Origin of the sequence: Kitasatospora sp. MBT66 (genome assembly GCF_000710405.2) — a bacterium.
In the GTDB taxonomy this organism is placed as follows: Bacteria; Actinomycetota; Actinomycetes; order Streptomycetales; family Streptomycetaceae; genus Kitasatospora; species Kitasatospora purpeofusca.
Map to the genome: position 1 here is coordinate 136,169 of NZ_JAIY01000013.1, position 15,159 is coordinate 151,327.

The window sequence follows — 15,159 nt, forward strand, 5'->3', positions numbered from 1 at the left end:
TTCGCGTGCCTCGGGGTACTCGGAGGGTCGCCTCAGAAGGTCGCCTCAGAGCACGATGTAGTCGGCCTTGTCGTTCCAGCTGCCGCCGTAGGGGTAGCTGAGACCGGTGAGGTTGTAGCAGTTGCCGTTCCACAGGTAGACCGACGGGTCCGGCTGCAGGGTGCGGTCGTCGTAGAGGGTGAGGTCCCCGCCGTTGCGGAACACGCAGGCGGAGCTGGCCCGGTCGCGGAACGACCAGTCGGAGAGGTACTTGGTGCCGGGCTCCGACCAGCGCAGCAGCAGGCCCGAGAAGTTGATGTCCTCCCAGAGGCAGGCCCAGCCGGACGGGCAGTCCGCGGTGGACTGCGCCACCTGGCCGCCGCTGGCGGGGGCCGCGGCGCCGGCGGCCTTGGCGGCCTGGACGGCGCGGGCCGCCGCCGGGTCGAGGGTGGTGAGCGCCTGGTCGGCCTCGGCGACACTGTCGTGGCAGTACACCGCACCGCCCTTGACCTCGGTGCAGACGCTGGCGCCCGCCCAGCCCTTGGCCAGGTCGATCTTCTTGCCCCGGTAGGTGGCGATCACCGGCGTCGACGGCGTTGCCTTCGCCGGGCCGACGGACTGCGGGGCGTCGGCGGACGGGGCCGTCGGAACGGACGGCGCGGGCGTCGCCATGGCCGCCGGGGCCGCGAGCGCGAGCGCGCCGGCGGCAGCGGTGACGACGGCGAGCGTGCGGAAGGAACGCACGGTCAGCTTCTCCCTTGGTGAGTCGTGGCAGGACAGTGCTGCCACGACCCAACGCCGGATCCGCCGTTCGCACAATAGTTCCGACGAGGACCGGACAATGGCTGACCGAATTCGGTCATTGGCTTGATTCTGCGGTCGCGATAGCGACCCCCTCACCCGGAGCGCCCACGATGCCCTGCGCGACCAGGGCGACGGAGTTCACCTCGTCCCCGGCCCGGCCCCACGGACCGTCCTTCACGAGCACGGCGCGCTTGCCCAGCAGCCGCATCGTCCGCTGGTCGAAGATCCACTCGAACCGGGTGCCGTCGTGCACCCGGGCGACGGCCACCCCGTGGCGCCCGACCGCGTCGACCGCGTCGTCGACGGTCGTCACACCCGGGATCCGGCCCGCCGCCCGGTACAGGGCGGCGGAGACGGCGGGCGGTGCGACCGCGTTGCACAGCAGGTCGCCGATGGTGACGAAGGCCTCCTGGTCGGAACCGGTGGTCGAGGCGGACCCGGCGCCGTGGTTGTACCCGGCATCGGCGTAGATGAGCTTGGTCAGGGCCTCGGGGTCGCTCGGCAGACCGGCCAGCATCCGGTAGCTGGGCGCGTTGAGGGAGACCGGGTCCGGCGCGGGAAGCTGCTGGTCACCGCCGTCCCGGCGCTGGAGGCCCGGGCGGGCGCCGTTCACCGCAGTCCACCGCTCGGTGTTCGTCGTGGTGGTGCTGCGCTGCATCGAACCGTCGGCGGCCTCCGCCAGCGCGGTGGTGTGGCCGACGGTCCTGATGTAGGTGTACTGGCTGTCCTGGGCCGAGGGCTGCGGCTGGGTGTAGGCGACCCTGGCGATCCGGTCCAGGAGCTCGACGGAGGCGGCGGTGGCGGGCGGGGCCTCCTCCGTGGACGAGGAGTCCGGCGCGAGGGTCATCGCCGTGATGGCCGCGGCGGTGGCGACGGCGGTGACCAGGACCAGGCCCCGCCACCGGGTGGTGAGACCGGAGAGGGGGCGGGGGCGGGCGAACTCGGTGAGCAGGAAGTCACGGCGGTCGGCCAGCTGGGAGAGCGAGGGTTCCAAGTGGGGCGGCGGGGGGAGCAGCCGGGCGAGTTCACGGCGCTCGTAGTGCTCGTCCCACTCGGTGTGGTCGGTGCGTGGGTTGGTCATGGCCGCCTTTCCTGGTGGTGGCCCACGGACTGATGACTGATGGTGAGACCGGCGGGCGTCGACGAGGCGGAGGGGACCCGTGGCGCGGGGGGATCCTCGGCGTCGACGATCCGGCGGAGCTTGTCCCGGACCCGGGAGAGCCGGGAGCGGACGGTGCCGACGGGTATGCCGAGCGCCCGGGCGGCCTCCGCGTAGCCGAGCCCCGACCAGACGACGAGTGTGAAGACCTCGCGCTCGGGAACGGCGAGCTGGTCGAGCGCGCGGACGGCGGCCGCGGCCGTATTGGCGTCGGTGATCCGGCCGACCACCTCGTCGGCGAAGTCCGGGATCGGATCACGGCGGGGGAGGCGGGACATCGCGTCGCGGTGCCGACGCGCCGTCCGGGCAGTGTTGCGGAGCACATTGGTGGCGATGGCCAGCAGCCACGCCCGGGGGTGCAGCACCTCGTCGCGGAGCTTCTTCCGGAGCCGCCAGGCTTCGAGGAAGGTCAGCGACACGATGTCGTCCGCGAGGTCGCGGTCCCCGGTCGATCTGTACGCGTGCGCGAAGACCGTGCGAGCGTGCTGATCGTAGAGCTCGGCGAAGATCTGGCGCTCGCCGGCCTGCGTCTGCTTACTGGACAAGGAGGACTCCACGCAGATCTGGTGTCCGCAGGGCGGAGACGGTTCCAGAGAATCTTGGGGAAATTGGGAAGGCCGACACCCCGAGGGGCGGGGCACCGGCCGTGGGGCGCCGGGGTCAGACGTCGAACTCCCCGCTGCGGACCCCGGCCAGGAGGTCGACCAACTCAGCAGGGGTCAACTGTGCCACCTCGGCGGGCCGGAGGCTGCGTCGAACATCGCCCCGGCCGTCGTCGGCTCCGGTCGGGCTTCCTTCACGACCGTCACCACGAGGACAACCACCGCATATCCGAATGGCCGTGCGCGCCCGGCCTGACCGGCTGCCCGGTCGGCCAGGTCGGGGGCGCACCTCATCGTCCCCGGGGTCAGGAGCCGCCGTCCATCTGCCGATCGGCGGGAGCAGGCTCCTCCCCGAAGCGCAGCCGGAGCGCGATGGGCCGTGCTGTTACCGTCCCGGCATGACCAGAGCCACGAGGTATGCGATACCGGCGGTCCTGCTCGCGTTCCTGCTCGTACCGCTCGGCCTGATCGCCCTCCGAGACGTCCTCGCCGAACCGCCGCCGCCGAGCCCGGTCGGCCGGTGGATCGGACAGGGGGCGGACGGGAGTCGGCTGGAGCTGGTGGAGGGCGGGCGACTCGGTCCGTCGGTGGTACCGGCCGCCGCCTGCCTCGAACCTGCGGCGGCCATGGGGGCGGACAAATGGTTGGAGGTGGCGGACGGCACCTGGGAGGCCTCCTACGACCCGGATTCCGGAGACCTGGTGACGATCCGCTTCGGCACGCCCCGGCGGTGCTACCTCATGCTGACGAACAGCGTCACGGAGGGCGAGGGGCATCGGCTCACCATGGGCCTGCGCCCGGACCACCGCACCAAGTGGACCCTGATTCGGCCCTGATGAGGGTTCAGGAATCGGCGAGGACCTCCCGGATCACATGCCGGGCGTTCTCGGCCATCGCCGGGTTGGTTGCCCGGTAGTACGGCAGGGCGTTCAGGGCCTGGGCCAGGGCCCGGCCTCGGCCGCGCCGCCAGGTGGCGTCGTCGACGTCGAGTGCCGCGCGGTAGACCGCGCGGGCGTCGGACGGCAGCAGGTTCCAGGCCGGGAACAGGTCGCAGGACGGGTCGCCGGCGCCCGCGCAGCCGAAGTCGATCACCGCGGTCAGCCGTCCGTCCTCGTCCACCAGCAGATTGCCCGGCATCAGGTCGGAGTGCAGCCACACCGTCCGCCCGTCCCAGGCCGGTGCGGCCAGCGCGTCCTCCCAGACGGCGGTCACGGCCGCGCAGTCGACGCCCTCCTCGGGCAGCGCCCGCAGTTCCTCGATCGCCGTCCTGGTCTCCTCGTCGAGCAGCTCGATCGGCCCGCCCCGGTGGGCAGGCGGGGCGTCCGGCAGGGTGAGCGAACGGATCGCGGTCACGAAGCCGGCGAGGTCCTCGGCCAGCCGCACCGGCTTGCGCAGCGCGCCTGCCTGCGGGTTGGCGCCCTCCTGCCAGCGGTACACCGACCACGGCCACGGGTAGCCCTCGGCGGGCCCGCCCGCGCCGAGCACCTCCGGCACGGCGACGGGCAGGAGCGGCGCCAGCCTCGGCAGCCACTCCTGCTCCATCGCCACGTCGGACGCCCCCCAGTCCACCAGCGGCAGCCGGACCACCATCGCCTCGCCCAGCCGGTACATGGCGTTGACGGTGCCGCCGGAGGGGAAGCGGGTCACCGGCAGCCCGGCCCACTGCGGGAACCGGTCGGCGACCAGGCGCCGGACGAGGTCCTCGTCGATGGGGTGCTGGCCGGGGTGCAGGTGCACGGTGTCGCTGCTCATGGGGCACTATCCGACCGTCGTGCCCCCGGTGGGGCAAGTGTTTTTCGGTTACCGGCCGCCGCTCCTCAGCGGCCGGCGCCCCGCAGGGCCGACAGCGCGTCCGCCGCCGCCGAGGCCGCCCCGGCCGGTGCCGTCGGGCCGCAGAGCGTCTTCACCGCGAGCGAGACGACCGCCGCTTCCAGCCCGGACTGGTCGTTGCCCTCGTACGGGTTGTACGACAGCGCCACCTGCCGCTTCCCGTCCGCCGTGCCGAACATCAGCGTCCCCCAGCCGGGCAGGCCCCCGTCGTGGCCCCACAGCGGGCCGCAGCCGAAGTCGGCCTGGGCCACGCCGAGCCCGTAGGAGCTGTGGCCCGACCCGGTCGGCACGGTCGTGGTGAGCGCGGCCTGCTCGGCCGGCCGCAGCAGCTTGCCGCCGAACAGGGCGGCGTGGAAGCGGTCGAGGTCGGTGGTGGTGGAGATGCCGTTGCCGGCCGCGTCGCCCACGGTCGGGTTGAGCCTGGTGATGTCCGCCGGCCCCTCCGGCAGCTTGGCGTAGGCGCGGGCGTGCGGGCCGCGCAGCCCGGTCTCCGAGCCGGGGAACACGGTGTCGTCCAGGTGCAGCGGCCGGACGATCCGCCGGGTCACCTCGCTCTGCCAACTGTGGCCGGTGATCTTGTCGATCAGCATGCCGGCCAGGATGTAGTTGGTGTTCGAGTACTTCCAGCCCTGGCCCGGGGCGAAGTAGGGCGCGTGCGCGACGCCGATCGCGACCAACTGCTCCGGCCGGTAGTCCTGCCAACGGCGGTCCCCGAGGGCGTAGTCGCGCAGGCTCGCCTCGTCCTGGAAGAAGAACTGCGGGTCCTCCAGGTAGTCGTACAGGCCGCTGGAGTGGTTGAGCAGCTGGCGGACGCTGATCGCGCCGCCGTTGGGGACCACGCCCGGCAGGTGGCGCTCGACCGGGTCGTCCAGCCGCAGCCGGCCCTCCCCGACCAGCTGCAGCAGGACCGTCGACACGAAGGACTTGGTGACACTGCCGATCCGGAACCGGCCGTCCGGCCTGACCGGCTGCCCGGTGGCCAGGTCGGACGTGCCCACCGCGTCGCGCCAGATCCGCCGGCCGTCGTCCCGGACCTCGGCGAACGCGGCCGTCGAGGCGTCGCCCGCGAGGAACGCCCGCAGCTCCGCCCGCGCGTCGACCCCGCCCCGGCGGGCATCGGCCCCGGCCGGTGCGGGCGCCGCCATCGCGGCCGGGGCGAGCGTGCCGACGACGGCACCCGCCAGGGCGGCGGCGGCCAGCCTCCGACCCAGTCGCCCACGACCACGCAACTTCTGCGCCAAGTAAGAATTATGACCGAACGTCATGGTGAACCCCTCCGGCCCGGACCTCGGGCCCTCCGGGTCCAGGCTCGCAGTTGCCCCGGCCGGGCCGCGTCATCCTGCGGACCGGCCCCGGCCGCCCCCGGCCGTACGAAAGGGGTAGCGGGTGCCCCGGTCGAACGGCGGGGGTCGAGCGGCGGCCGCTCGGCATCACCGGGCTTGACGGCGGGCAGCCCCTGTGCCTGCCAACGCGGCCTCCGCGTAGGTGAGTTCGCCACTCCGGCGCCCGACGGCGCGGCGGCCTACCGCAGTCGCGAGGAGGACAGGATCGAGGCCAGGTGCGCCACCACCATGCCCCAGGTGATCACCGCGATACCGGCCACCACCGCCCGGGTCGGGCCGATGCCGCCGACCGCCACGTCCGCCACCGCCGCCGCGAGCAGCACCAGCGAGGCCTCGATGCCGTTGGTCACCCGGTGGATCTTGAACACCGACGCCAGCCGTCGAGCCGTCGCGATGCCCTGCGAACGCGGCTGCGTCGACTCCTCGTCCGCCGGAGCCAGCCCGCTGCGCGCCCGCGCCACGTCCACCAGATCGGTCGACGCCTTCAGCAGCACCACCCCGAGTGCCGCCGCCAGGCCCACCGACACCCACAGCTCCGACCCGCCCCGGGCCGCCCGGACACCCGCGCCGACCATCAGCGCCGCGTCCGCCAGATACGCGCCGAGCCGGTCCACGTACACCCCGGCCGTGCTGAACTGCCGCTTCCAGCGGGCCACCTCGCCGTCCACGCAGTCGAACAGCAGGAAGCCCTGGAACAGCACCGCCGCCAGCACCGCGCCCGGCAACCCGGGGACCAGCAGCGCAGCCCCCGCCCCGACCCCGCAGACCACCATCAGCCAGGTCAGGGTGTTCGGCGACACCGAGGTCCGCACCAGTTGCCGGGTGACCCGCAACGACACCGCGCGCATGTAGATCCGGCCCGCCCAGTGCTCCCCGTTGCGGCTCGCCAGCTTCGCCCGCGGCTGACAGACCTCCCGCAACTCCGCCAACGCCGGCGCAGCGACCGCCATGACGCCACCCTTCCCTTCACCCGAGTCCACCTGCGTGATCGTCCGGCCGACCGGCCCAAACGATCACACAGGCTAGAGGAGCCGGGGCGGACCGGCGGACCCGGCCTCAGGCCAGCGCCGGAACCGCCGGCTCCGGCGCCCCGTCCCGGTACAGCCAGGCCCGCTCGGCCGCCGTCCAGGTGCTGGTGGTCAGCAGGTAGACCGCGGCCGCCAGCGGGACCAGGGCGGCGAACAGCACGGTGCCGAAGGACAGGTACGGCAGGAACGCGAGCGCGGGCTGTGCCTGCGCGCCCTGGCCCTGGCCCTGGGCCGACTGCGGCGACTGGGCCGCCTGTGCTGCCTGCTTGGCCTGGGCCCGGCGGGCCCGCCGGAAGTTGACGTACCCCAGCGCCGCCAGCCCCGCGTACAGCACCCCGAACACCACCCACTCGCCCGCACCGTGCGCCGAGCCCACGTGCAACCCCAGCGGGGCGCCGAACAGGGTGTGGCCGAGCAGATCGTTCGGGGTCGTGAACAGCCGGTACATCACCGAGAAGAACGGGATCTGCACCAGCATCGGCAGGCAGCCCGCGAACGGCGAGGCCTTCTCCTCCCGGTACAGCTCGGCGAGCGCGGCCTGGAGCTTCTCCGGACGGCCCTTGTGCTTGCGGTTCAATTCGGCGATCCGCGGCGCCAGCCGGGCCCTGGCCTTCTCGCCGCGCGAGGCCGCCCGCGCCAGCGGGTGCAGCGCCAGTCGGACGCAGACGGTGAACAGGACGATCGCGAGCGCGGTCGGGACGACCTGTGCGAGCGCGGCGACGACATCGTGGGCCAGGCCGACGGCCGGGTCGAGGATTGCGAAAACGGACATGGTGGAGCGAGCCCTCCGGGGGTCTCGGGGTACGAGTGATCGACGGAGGACGGCCGCGACGGGCCGGTGGTGAAGGAATCCCGGTGCTACGCGGCCGCCGGGACCGCTCCCGGGGCCCTCGGGCGCTGACGGCCCCGGGCATCCGGATCACGCTGCGGGAGGAAGGCCGTCCGGGCCGCGCGCCTGCGCAGCACCCCGGCCCGCACACTCGCCGGCGCCCGTGCCCCCAGCAGCCGCGCGACGACCAGCGCCCCCGCGACCGCCCCGGTCACCAGCACCACGGCGGCCGCTGCCGCCACCGACGTCAGCGACCCGCCACCCTCGGCGAGCCACTCCCCACTCAGCACCCGGAGCAACCCGAGCAGCATCGCGACCACGGCCACGTCCCTGCCTCCTCTGCGCTCCGGACCAGTACTGCCATTGATGATGCCAGACGGGGCGGCCGGCCGGATCCCCGTTTCAGGGGCTGCGTACGGCACTCACCCAGATCTGACTGGTCCCGTCGGGCCGAGGGGCGAGGCAGACGGAAGTCGAGGTCACGTGTCCGGGCGGACGGGATTCGAAGAGGCCGCAGGTTATTGCGGGCTCGGTGCGAGGATCAGGTGCCCCGATGTGGACGAGACCGTCGTCGGTGCCCGGGTCGAGGGGCTTGCTCTCACGCCACTCGGCCACGGCGAGACCGTCCCTGAACGTGCCGGTCTGCTCATTCGGCAGCCGGAACGACTGGACACCGAGGTCGTACTGGAATCCGTTCTGGTGCCCCCACCGCACATCGACCGCGAGGGCGGGCACCGGCACCCGTGTCAGATCCGCGACCTGCTCCGCCGTCGCGGACATCCACGAACCCGGCCGTCCGCTGTCGTCGGCCGGTCTCCGGTCCGTCTCGTACGCCCAGTACAGGAGGGCCACCGGCACCAGCACGGCACCGGTGAGCAGCGCGATCACCAGTCGTCGCCGACGAACGAACTGTCGGTCGGGCTGCCGCGTCATCGGTCCTCCCGGCCCGGATCGCTCCGTGCGCCGTCCCGGGTGCCGCTCGGCCAGCCGGGCACGCCGGGCAGGTCTGCTGAGGACTCGGGCAGGGCGACGGTCTTCGGGGTGCTCCGTCCGACCAGGTCGTACTCCCTGGCCAGGCCGGTCTGATGGAGTGCGGCCATGTCGCTGTCCTTGATGTTGGTGCCCGCGATCGGCGTGCTCTTGCCGGGGTCCCAGTTGTACCGGTCCCAGATGTGGACCTGGTAGTGGATCGAGACCTGCGGCTTGCCGTCCGGTCCGGGCCGGGCGGTGACCACGCCGGAGGTGGCGAAGGCGTGGCTGCCGATGGCCAGGTACCAGTTGCGCGTGTCCGCGGTTCGTTGCTGGACGGCCTCGATCGGGACCGCCACCGGAGCACCGCCAGACAGCGCGAAGGCATCCAGGGCCGTCTGCCGCCACGCGGCCCGGTTGTCGGTGATCTGCTGCTCGACCAGACCGCTGAGCTTCTGGTCGTCACCGAGCATGCGGTCCACGTCCACGGTCAGTGGGTCGCCGCTCGCGGCCAGGAAGTGTTCCATGTGGCGCGCGGCGTCGGTGTACCCGACGAACGTTCCGCCGCCGACGAGCAGGGTCTGTGCCGCCACTCCCTTGGCGTAGTCCCCGGGGCCGGGCAGTCGCTGGGCGAAGTCCCCCGCGCCCGCGTCCGGGGCGTGCCACTCGTAGTCGACCGGGCCCAGCACACCCGCCGCGATCAGTCGCTCCCCGTCCGCCGCCAGTAGCCCCGCGCGGACGCTCGGGTCCAGCGCGCCCCACCAGAGCCGCAGGGCCTTCGGGTCGGTCGGCATCCCCGCCGCCCGGACGAGGTCGCCACGGGCCTCCGCCACCGCTCCCGGGTGGGTCGCCGGGTCGACCTCCGCCGGGTCGAGGGTGCGCAGCGCCGCCGCGGCCACCGCATCGGCCTCGGTGGCGGCCGTGACCGCCTTCCGCATTGCCTCGACGTGCTGCTGGAGCTCCTCCCACTGCCGCCGCCGGTAGGCGATCGCGTCGGGGTCGTTGCGGTCCTCGGGCGGGAGCGGGGGCAGGGTGACGGTGCCGTCGGTGGTGACGGTGGCGCCGAGGGCCTCGGCGTCGTCGATGGCGCGCCGGAGGTCCTGCTGGGCGCCGGTGAATACCGACGCGGCCCGGCGCAGGGCGGCGGTGACGGCGAGGGCCTCGTAGTGGAAGGCGGTCAGCTCGTCGGCGAGCAGGCCGATCTCCCGGGTGGCCTCGTCGGCCGCGACGCCGGTCCAGGCGCGGGCGCCGGCGGTGGCGAGGGGGCTCGGCGCGGCGCCGGTGAGCGGTTGGAGGACGCCGGAGCGTACCTGGCCGGCGAGCTGTTCGGCGTGGCCGGCGAGGCCGTTCCAGGTGTCCCCGGTGCGGTCGAGCGGGGCGAGGGCGGCGTGCCGGAGCCGGTCGAAGGTCACCACGGCTCAGGGCGCCCGGAACGCGGAGGCGGCGCCGGTGTCGGTCGACCGGTAGGCGGTGGCGGTGGCCTCCAGCCGGTCGGCGGCGAGGCCGAGGCGCTGGTCGAGGCCGGTCCAGCGGGTCTTCCACCAGCCGAGGACCTGGGTGAGCGCGGCGCCGGTGGCGAAGCCGTCGGCGGTCAGGGCGGTGGCGGCGGCGCCGGTGTCGGGTTCGGCGTGGCCGACGGCCTGCCGCAGTTCGCCCTGGAGGCGGCGGGAGGCGGTGGCGGCGATCCGGAGTGCGGCCGGTTCGACGTGGACGGGTGCGCCGGCCGAGGGGCCGTTCGCCCAGGGGGTCGGACCGGCGGCGGGGCGCGGGATGCCGGGCGGTGGGCCGTCCTGGCCGTGGAGCCACGGATTCTGCTGTGCTTCGGTGGTCGTGTCGGCCACGGTCGGAGCCCCCCAGCGTGATCGGTCGATGTCGTACGGTAACGCGGCGGCGGGTGCTGGGGTGGTGGATTTTCGGCGGACCGGTGCGCGGGGCGTAGCCGTGGGTGCTACACGGGGCTACCTTGGAAAGCATGAAGACGATTACCCAGCGGGAGTTCCGGAACAACTCCGCCGCGGTGATGGACGCGGTGGAGGCGGGGGAGATCTTCCACATCACCAGGAACGGGGTCGAGGTCGCGGAGCTGCGGCCGGTGGCGGGGCGCCGACGGCTCACGGCCGAGGAACTGGTGGCGCGGCACGTGAAGCTGCCGCGGGTGGACTACCAGCAGATGCGCAAGGAGTCCGAGGAGTACTTCGGGCCGGAGGAGCTGGTCGGGGACGAGGACGGCGACCCGTTCGAGCGGCCGCGTGGCTGAGCGGCGGCGGGCTCCCCGGCGGCGGCCCGCCGGGGTGCTGGACACGTGTGTCTACATCGACCTGGCGCTGCTGAGCCCGGCCGATCTGCCGGCGGTGCCGGAGCTGACCGCGATCACCTTCGCGGAACTGCAGCAGGGTGTGTCGATGGCGCGCGACCCGGTCAGCCGGGCGGCCCGGCTGGAGGTGCTGGGCGCGGCGATGGCGGACTTCGAGCCGCTGCCCTTCGACGGGGCCGCCGCCGCCCGCTACGGGACCCTGGTGACGCTGACGATCGCGGCCGGGCGGCAGCCGCGTCCGCGGCGGATCGATCTGATGATCGCCGCGATCGCTTCCGCGCACGGGCTGCCGCTGTACACGCGCAACATCTCGGACTTCAAGGGGCTGGGCTCGGCGGTCGAGGTCATCGGGATCTGAGTGCCCCTGCGCCCGCGCGCCGCCGCCCGCACCCCGCCGCCCGCACCCGGAGCAGGGGCGCGGGCGGCCGCCGGGGCGGGCTCAGGCGGGAAGGCTTTCGAGCCGGACCGCGGTCCCGGTGGCGGCCGAGGCGCGGGCGGCCTCCAGCACGGTCAGGGTGGCGACGGCGTCGCGCGGGTCGACCGGGGGCGGGGTGCCGGGGGTGGCCAGGGCGGCGGCGACGCCCGCGTAGAAGGCGGGGTAGTCGCCGGGGTCGGTGGGCAGCGCGGTGGTGGACCCGTCGGTGCCGAGGGTGCCGTACTGGGCGGGGTCGTCGGTGCCCCAGGGCATGGTGCCGTCGGGACGCAGGCCGGTCCGCAGGGCCGCCTCCTGGGGGTCCATGCCGGTCTTGACGTATCCGGCGGCGTCGCCGAGGACCCGCAGCCGGGGGCCGACGAGCGGGGTGATCGCGCTGGTCCACAGGTGGGAGCGGGTTCCGTTGGCGTGGGTGAGGGCGAGGAAGGCGTCGTCGTCGACCACCGCGCCGTCGCGCCGCACGTCGATCTCCGCGTACACCGTGTCGACCGGCCCGAAGAGGGTGAGCGCCTGGTCGACGAGGTGGCTGCCGAGGTCGTAGAGGGTGCCGCCGACCTCGGCCGGGTCGGCGAGCTCGCGCCAGCCGGCCTTGGGCTTGGGCCGGAACCGCTCGAAGCGGGACTCGAAGCGGTGCACCCGGCCGAGCGCGCCCTCGCGGACCAGGCGGGCGGCGGTGAGGAAGTCGCCGTCCCAGCGGCGGTTCTGGAAGACGGTCAGCAGGGTGCCGCTCGATCCGGCGAGCGCGCAGAGTTCGCGGGCCTCGGCGGCGGTGGCGGCGAGCGGTTTGTCGACCACGGTGGCCAGCCCGGCCCGCAGGGCGGCGCGGGCGAGCGGGGCGTGGGTGCGGTTGGGGGAGGCGATGACGACCAGGTCGAGCGCGTCGGGGTCGGCGAGCAACTGCTCGGGGGTGTCGACGGCCTGGGCGTCGGGGTGCTCCTGCCGCAGCTGGGCGCGGCGGTCGGGGTTGGCGGTGACCACCGCGGCGAGCCGGAGTCCGGGGGTGGTGGCGATCAGGGGCGCGTGGAAGGCGGAGCCGGCCAGGCCGTAGCCGACGAGGCCGACGCGGAAGGGCGGGCGGGAGCCGGGAGCTCCGGGGGCGGCGGGGCGCGCGGAGGTGGTCATGAGCCCTACTCAACCACGGTGTGCCCGGTTGGCCCCGGTTTCGGCGTCGGACCGGGGCGTTCGGACCGGGGCGTTCGGGCTCAGGGCCTGTGGACAGAGGGCATTCGGCCCCGTGCCGTCGGACCGGGCCGTCCAGGTGTTGCCGCCGCCGCGGTGGGGGGCGCGGCGGCGGCAGACCCGGGTGGAGACCGACGGTGGTGGCCGCCGGCGCCGGTGTGGGGGACCCGGCGTGGCGCTCACGTTAACCGCGCCCGGCCGCGCCGCTGAGGGTCATCGGTGCGGTTAGGGGCGGCTTAAGGAGTCCTTGAGGGGCGGCCGGACCGCGCCGGGCGGCGGCCGCCACGGCGAAGGCCCTCCCGCGGCGGAGGCGGTTTCTAGGGGTCCTCGCAACACCTGATGGCCTATGCGGCTGTCAGTAGATCACGCAGGCGCTCGGCTGGGGTCTTCCAGCCGAGCGTTTTGCGTGGCCGGCGGTTGAGTTGCTGGGCGACGTGTTCGAGGTCTTCGGGACTGTGCACGGACAGGTCGGTGCTCTTGGGGAAGTACTGCCGCAGCAGACCGTTCGTGTTCTCGTTCGATCCGCGCTGCCAGGGCGAGTGCGGATCGCAGAAGTAGACCGGCACTCCCGTGGCGACGGTGAACTGCTTGTGCGCGGCCATCTCGCAGCCCTGGTCCCAAGTCAGCGAGCCGCGCAGGTGCTCGGGCAGGCTCTGGATCAAGGGCACCAGCACGTCGCGGACCTCCGCTGCGGTGTGCCCGCCGGGCAGGTGCCCGAGCATGACGTAGCGGGTGGAGCGCTCGACCAGGGTCACGATCGCGCTCTCACTGCGGGGGCCGACGATCAAGTCCCCCTCCCAATGGCCGGGCACCGCCCGGTCCTCGACCTCGGCGGGCCGCTCGGAGATCATCACCATCTCGTCGACGAACCGGCGGGTGCGCTGCTCGGGGCTGCGGTGCGGCTTGCGGCGAGTGCGCCCGGTGCGCAGTGCGAGCGCGACCTCGCGTCGCAGCCCGCCGCGGGCCTGGACGTAGACCGCCTGGTAGATCGTCTCCGGACTCACCCGCATGCTCTCGTCGTCGGGGAACTCGCTGACCAGAGCGTGACAGATCTGCTCGGGCGACCACCGCTCCCGCAGCCCGTCCGCGACGAACTCGCGCAGTGCGCCCGGCCGGGCGAGCTTGGACTCCTTGGGGCGTGATCGGCTTGCCGCCCATGCCCGCTGGGCCCGGTGCGGCCGGTAGACGCCGTCGACCGCACGGGTGTCGATCTCGCGCTTGACGGTGGAGGCCGGCCGGCCCAGGGCCCGCCCGATTGCCCGCAGCGACCGGCCCTCGCGGCGCATGTCGGCTATCAGCTCCCGTTCGGTCACCGTCAGGAACCGTGGGTGCAGCCTGGCCTCGACCGCCGCTGTCGAGGGCGCCGGCGTGCGGGGAACGGTGCTGGTCATGCCCGTTGTGTAGTCGATCTTGTGTCCATCGGGGTGGAGGCGCGCGTTGCCGCTCTTGCGGATCCCGTGGTCCCAGTCCTGGGCGGTGCGCTTGTGGACCCCGACCCGCGCGGCGGCGTCCTGCCGTCGCACCCCGGCCGCGCGAAGCCGCTCGTACTCCGCCCGGCCCGAGTGCCTGTTCCTTCCCGGCTTCCCACGGCCACGGACACCGGCCTTGCGTGCCCACCCGGCCGCCGTGTGACGGTTCGCCCCGACCGCCCGGGCCGCCCCCGTGACACTGCCGTCCTCCCGGTCCAGCGCTTCGAAGAACCTCGCCTTCAAGTCCTCAAAATCCACGATCCCCGCAACTCCCTGGGGTCAGGGTGTTGCGGGGATCGCTAGAACCCGCCGGAAGCGGGAGGGCCTTCGAGGTGCCTCGGCACCGAGGGTCGGTGACCGCGGCTCAGATCAGGTCGACCAGGTCCGCGATCGAGTCGACCACCTGGGTCGGCCGGTACGGGAAGCGCTCCACCTCGCTGGCCAGGGTGAGGCCGGTGAGCACCAGGAAGGTCGACATGCCGGCCTCCATGCCCGAGACGATGTCGGTGTCCATCCGGTCGCCGATCATCGCGCTCCGCTCGGAGTGGGCGCCGATGGCGTTCAGGCCGGCGCGCATCATCAGCGGGTTGGGCTTGCCGACGAAGTAGGGCTCCACGCCGGTGGCCTTGGTGATGAGGGCGGCGACCGAGCCGGTGGCGGGGAGCGCGCCCTCGGCCGAAGGGCCGGTCTCGTCCGGGTTGGTGGCGATGAACCGGGCGCCGTCGTTGATCAGGCGGACGGCCTTGGTCATGGCCTCGAAGGAGTACGTCCGGGTCTCGCCGAGGACGACGAAGTCGGGGTCGGTGTCGGTGAGCACGTAGCCGACGTCGTGCAGCGCGGTGGTCAGACCGGCCTCGCCGATCACGTACGCGGTGCCGTTCGGGCGCTGGTCGGAGAGGAACTTCGCGGTGGCCAGCGCGGAGGTCCAGATGTGCTCGGCGGGGACGTCCAGGCCCATCCGGGAGAGCCGGGCGTGCAGGTCGCGCTGGGTGTAGATGGAGTTGTTGGTGAGCACCAGGAACGGCTTGCCGGACTCACGCAGCCGCTTGATGAAGGCATCGGCGCCGGGGATCGGCACGCCCTCGTGGATGAGGACCCCGTCCATGTCGGTCAGCCAGGTGTCGATGGGCTTGCGGTCTGCCACGGTGGTGTCTCCTAGGTCTTGCGATGGTTCGAAAATCGCACCGGACCGGACACCAGCGGCCGGCCGGGCGCCAATGG

17 protein-coding genes are annotated in these 15,159 nt (G+C 73.5%); 3 read left to right on the top strand and 14 right to left on the bottom strand.

Annotation, left to right across the window (positions count from 1 at the left end):
- Positions 1-45: 45 nt before the first annotated feature.
- The 3 genes from BI06_RS55215 to BI06_RS34100 all read right to left on the bottom strand — a co-directional run bounded on the left by BI06_RS55215 (position 46) and on the right by BI06_RS34100 (position 2,487).
- On the bottom strand, positions 46-723 hold the full coding sequence (locus BI06_RS55215) for a peptidase inhibitor family I36 protein (protein WP_043474806.1): 678 nt from the start codon (positions 721-723) through the stop codon (positions 46-48).
- Positions 724-838: 115 nt separating this feature from the next.
- Positions 839-1,864: a CU044_5270 family protein gene (locus tag BI06_RS34095; protein ID WP_051742552.1), complete on the bottom strand. Its 1,026-nt coding sequence runs from the start codon at positions 1,862-1,864 to the stop codon at positions 839-841.
- Entirely contained in the window at positions 1,861-2,487 is a 627-nt protein-coding gene (locus BI06_RS34100) for an RNA polymerase sigma factor (protein ID WP_055731163.1), read from the bottom strand. Before BI06_RS34100 ends, BI06_RS34095 begins: the two co-directional genes overlap by 4 nt.
- Positions 2,488-2,942: 455 nt before the next feature.
- On the opposite strand from BI06_RS34100, the gene BI06_RS34105 reads away from it, so the two are divergent.
- On the top strand, positions 2,943-3,380 hold the full coding sequence (locus BI06_RS34105) for a hypothetical protein (protein ID WP_043474808.1): 438 nt from the start codon (positions 2,943-2,945) through the stop codon (positions 3,378-3,380).
- A gap of 7 nt (positions 3,381-3,387) precedes the next feature.
- Here the strand turns inward: BI06_RS34105 and BI06_RS34110 are convergent, their stop codons facing one another.
- The 8 genes from BI06_RS34110 to BI06_RS34145 all read right to left on the bottom strand — a co-directional run bounded on the left by BI06_RS34110 (position 3,388) and on the right by BI06_RS34145 (position 10,384).
- Positions 3,388-4,296 carry an aminoglycoside phosphotransferase family protein gene (locus tag BI06_RS34110; RefSeq protein WP_199523397.1) on the bottom strand — a complete coding sequence of 303 codons (909 nt, stop codon included), beginning with the start codon at positions 4,294-4,296 and terminating at the stop codon, positions 3,388-3,390.
- 65 nt (positions 4,297-4,361) lie between these two features.
- Positions 4,362-5,615 (bottom strand): serine hydrolase, encoded by a 1,254-nt coding sequence (locus tag BI06_RS34115; protein WP_051742554.1) that lies wholly within the window; start codon positions 5,613-5,615, stop codon positions 4,362-4,364.
- A gap of 281 nt (positions 5,616-5,896) precedes the next feature.
- On the bottom strand, positions 5,897-6,667 hold the full coding sequence (locus tag BI06_RS34120; RefSeq protein ID WP_043474811.1) for a CDP-alcohol phosphatidyltransferase family protein: 771 nt from the start codon (positions 6,665-6,667) through the stop codon (positions 5,897-5,899).
- Positions 6,668-6,773: 106 nt separating this feature from the next.
- The gene (locus BI06_RS34125; protein ID WP_030394194.1) at positions 6,774-7,517 is read right to left on the bottom strand and encodes a YidC/Oxa1 family membrane protein insertase; all 744 of its coding nucleotides are present in this window, start codon (positions 7,515-7,517) and stop codon (positions 6,774-6,776) included.
- Positions 7,518-7,603: 86 nt separating this feature from the next.
- Positions 7,604-7,900: a DUF6412 domain-containing protein gene (locus tag BI06_RS34130; protein WP_030394193.1), complete on the bottom strand. Its 297-nt coding sequence runs from the start codon at positions 7,898-7,900 to the stop codon at positions 7,604-7,606.
- Between the two features lie 76 nt (positions 7,901-7,976).
- Positions 7,977-8,507, bottom strand: a complete 531-nt coding sequence (locus tag BI06_RS34135) for a hypothetical protein (RefSeq protein ID WP_043474814.1) — start codon at positions 8,505-8,507, stop codon at positions 7,977-7,979.
- Positions 8,504-9,955 carry a hypothetical protein gene (locus tag BI06_RS55220; protein ID WP_051742555.1) on the bottom strand — a complete coding sequence of 484 codons (1,452 nt, stop codon included), beginning with the start codon at positions 9,953-9,955 and terminating at the stop codon, positions 8,504-8,506. Before BI06_RS55220 ends, BI06_RS34135 begins: the two co-directional genes overlap by 4 nt.
- A gap of 6 nt (positions 9,956-9,961) precedes the next feature.
- Entirely contained in the window at positions 9,962-10,384 is a 423-nt protein-coding gene (locus tag BI06_RS34145) for a hypothetical protein (RefSeq protein ID WP_043474816.1), read from the bottom strand.
- Between the two features lie 131 nt (positions 10,385-10,515).
- Between BI06_RS34145 and BI06_RS34150 the strand changes: the two genes are divergently transcribed.
- Positions 10,516-10,800, top strand: a complete 285-nt coding sequence (locus BI06_RS34150; RefSeq protein WP_030394189.1) for a type II toxin-antitoxin system Phd/YefM family antitoxin — start codon at positions 10,516-10,518, stop codon at positions 10,798-10,800.
- Positions 10,793-11,215: a type II toxin-antitoxin system VapC family toxin gene (locus BI06_RS34155; RefSeq protein WP_037779991.1), complete on the top strand. Its 423-nt coding sequence runs from the start codon at positions 10,793-10,795 to the stop codon at positions 11,213-11,215. The genes BI06_RS34150 and BI06_RS34155 overlap by 8 nt, the downstream gene beginning before the upstream one ends.
- A gap of 81 nt (positions 11,216-11,296) precedes the next feature.
- Here BI06_RS34155 and BI06_RS34160 read toward each other — a convergent pair whose 3' ends face one another.
- The 3 genes from BI06_RS34160 to BI06_RS34170 form a co-directional block, all read right to left on the bottom strand.
- Entirely contained in the window at positions 11,297-12,412 is a 1,116-nt protein-coding gene (locus BI06_RS34160) for a Gfo/Idh/MocA family oxidoreductase (RefSeq protein WP_043474818.1), read from the bottom strand.
- A gap of 401 nt (positions 12,413-12,813) precedes the next feature.
- Positions 12,814-13,992 carry an IS30 family transposase gene (locus BI06_RS34165; RefSeq protein WP_107113307.1) on the bottom strand — a complete coding sequence of 393 codons (1,179 nt, stop codon included), beginning with the start codon at positions 13,990-13,992 and terminating at the stop codon, positions 12,814-12,816.
- A 310-nt stretch (positions 13,993-14,302) separates the two neighbouring features.
- Complete coding sequence (locus BI06_RS34170) at positions 14,303-15,082, bottom strand: HAD-IIA family hydrolase (RefSeq protein WP_030394186.1); 780 nt, start codon at positions 15,080-15,082, stop codon at positions 14,303-14,305.
- Between the last annotated feature and the right edge of the window lie 77 nt (positions 15,083-15,159).

What these genes read in the sequence shown, in the direction of transcription:
- BI06_RS34095 (WP_051742552.1), bottom strand. Translation starts at nt 1,864, where the DNA reads ATGACCAACCCACGCACCGACCACACCGAGTGGGACGAGCACTACGAG.
- BI06_RS34105 (WP_043474808.1), top strand. Translation starts at nt 2,943, where the DNA reads ATGACCAGAGCCACGAGGTATGCGATACCGGCGGTCCTGCTCGCGTTC.
- BI06_RS34110 (WP_199523397.1), bottom strand. Translation starts at nt 4,296, where the DNA reads ATGAGCAGCGACACCGTGCACCTGCACCCCGGCCAGCACCCCATCGAC.
- BI06_RS34120 (WP_043474811.1), bottom strand. Translation starts at nt 6,667, where the DNA reads ATGGCGGTCGCTGCGCCGGCGTTGGCGGAGTTGCGGGAGGTCTGTCAG.
- BI06_RS34125 (WP_030394194.1), bottom strand. Translation starts at nt 7,517, where the DNA reads ATGTCCGTTTTCGCAATCCTCGACCCGGCCGTCGGCCTGGCCCACGAT.
- BI06_RS34135 (WP_043474814.1), bottom strand. Translation starts at nt 8,507, where the DNA reads ATGACGCGGCAGCCCGACCGACAGTTCGTTCGTCGGCGACGACTGGTG.
- BI06_RS34150 (WP_030394189.1), top strand. Translation starts at nt 10,516, where the DNA reads ATGAAGACGATTACCCAGCGGGAGTTCCGGAACAACTCCGCCGCGGTG.
- BI06_RS34160 (WP_043474818.1), bottom strand. Translation starts at nt 12,412, where the DNA reads ATGACCACCTCCGCGCGCCCCGCCGCCCCCGGAGCTCCCGGCTCCCGC.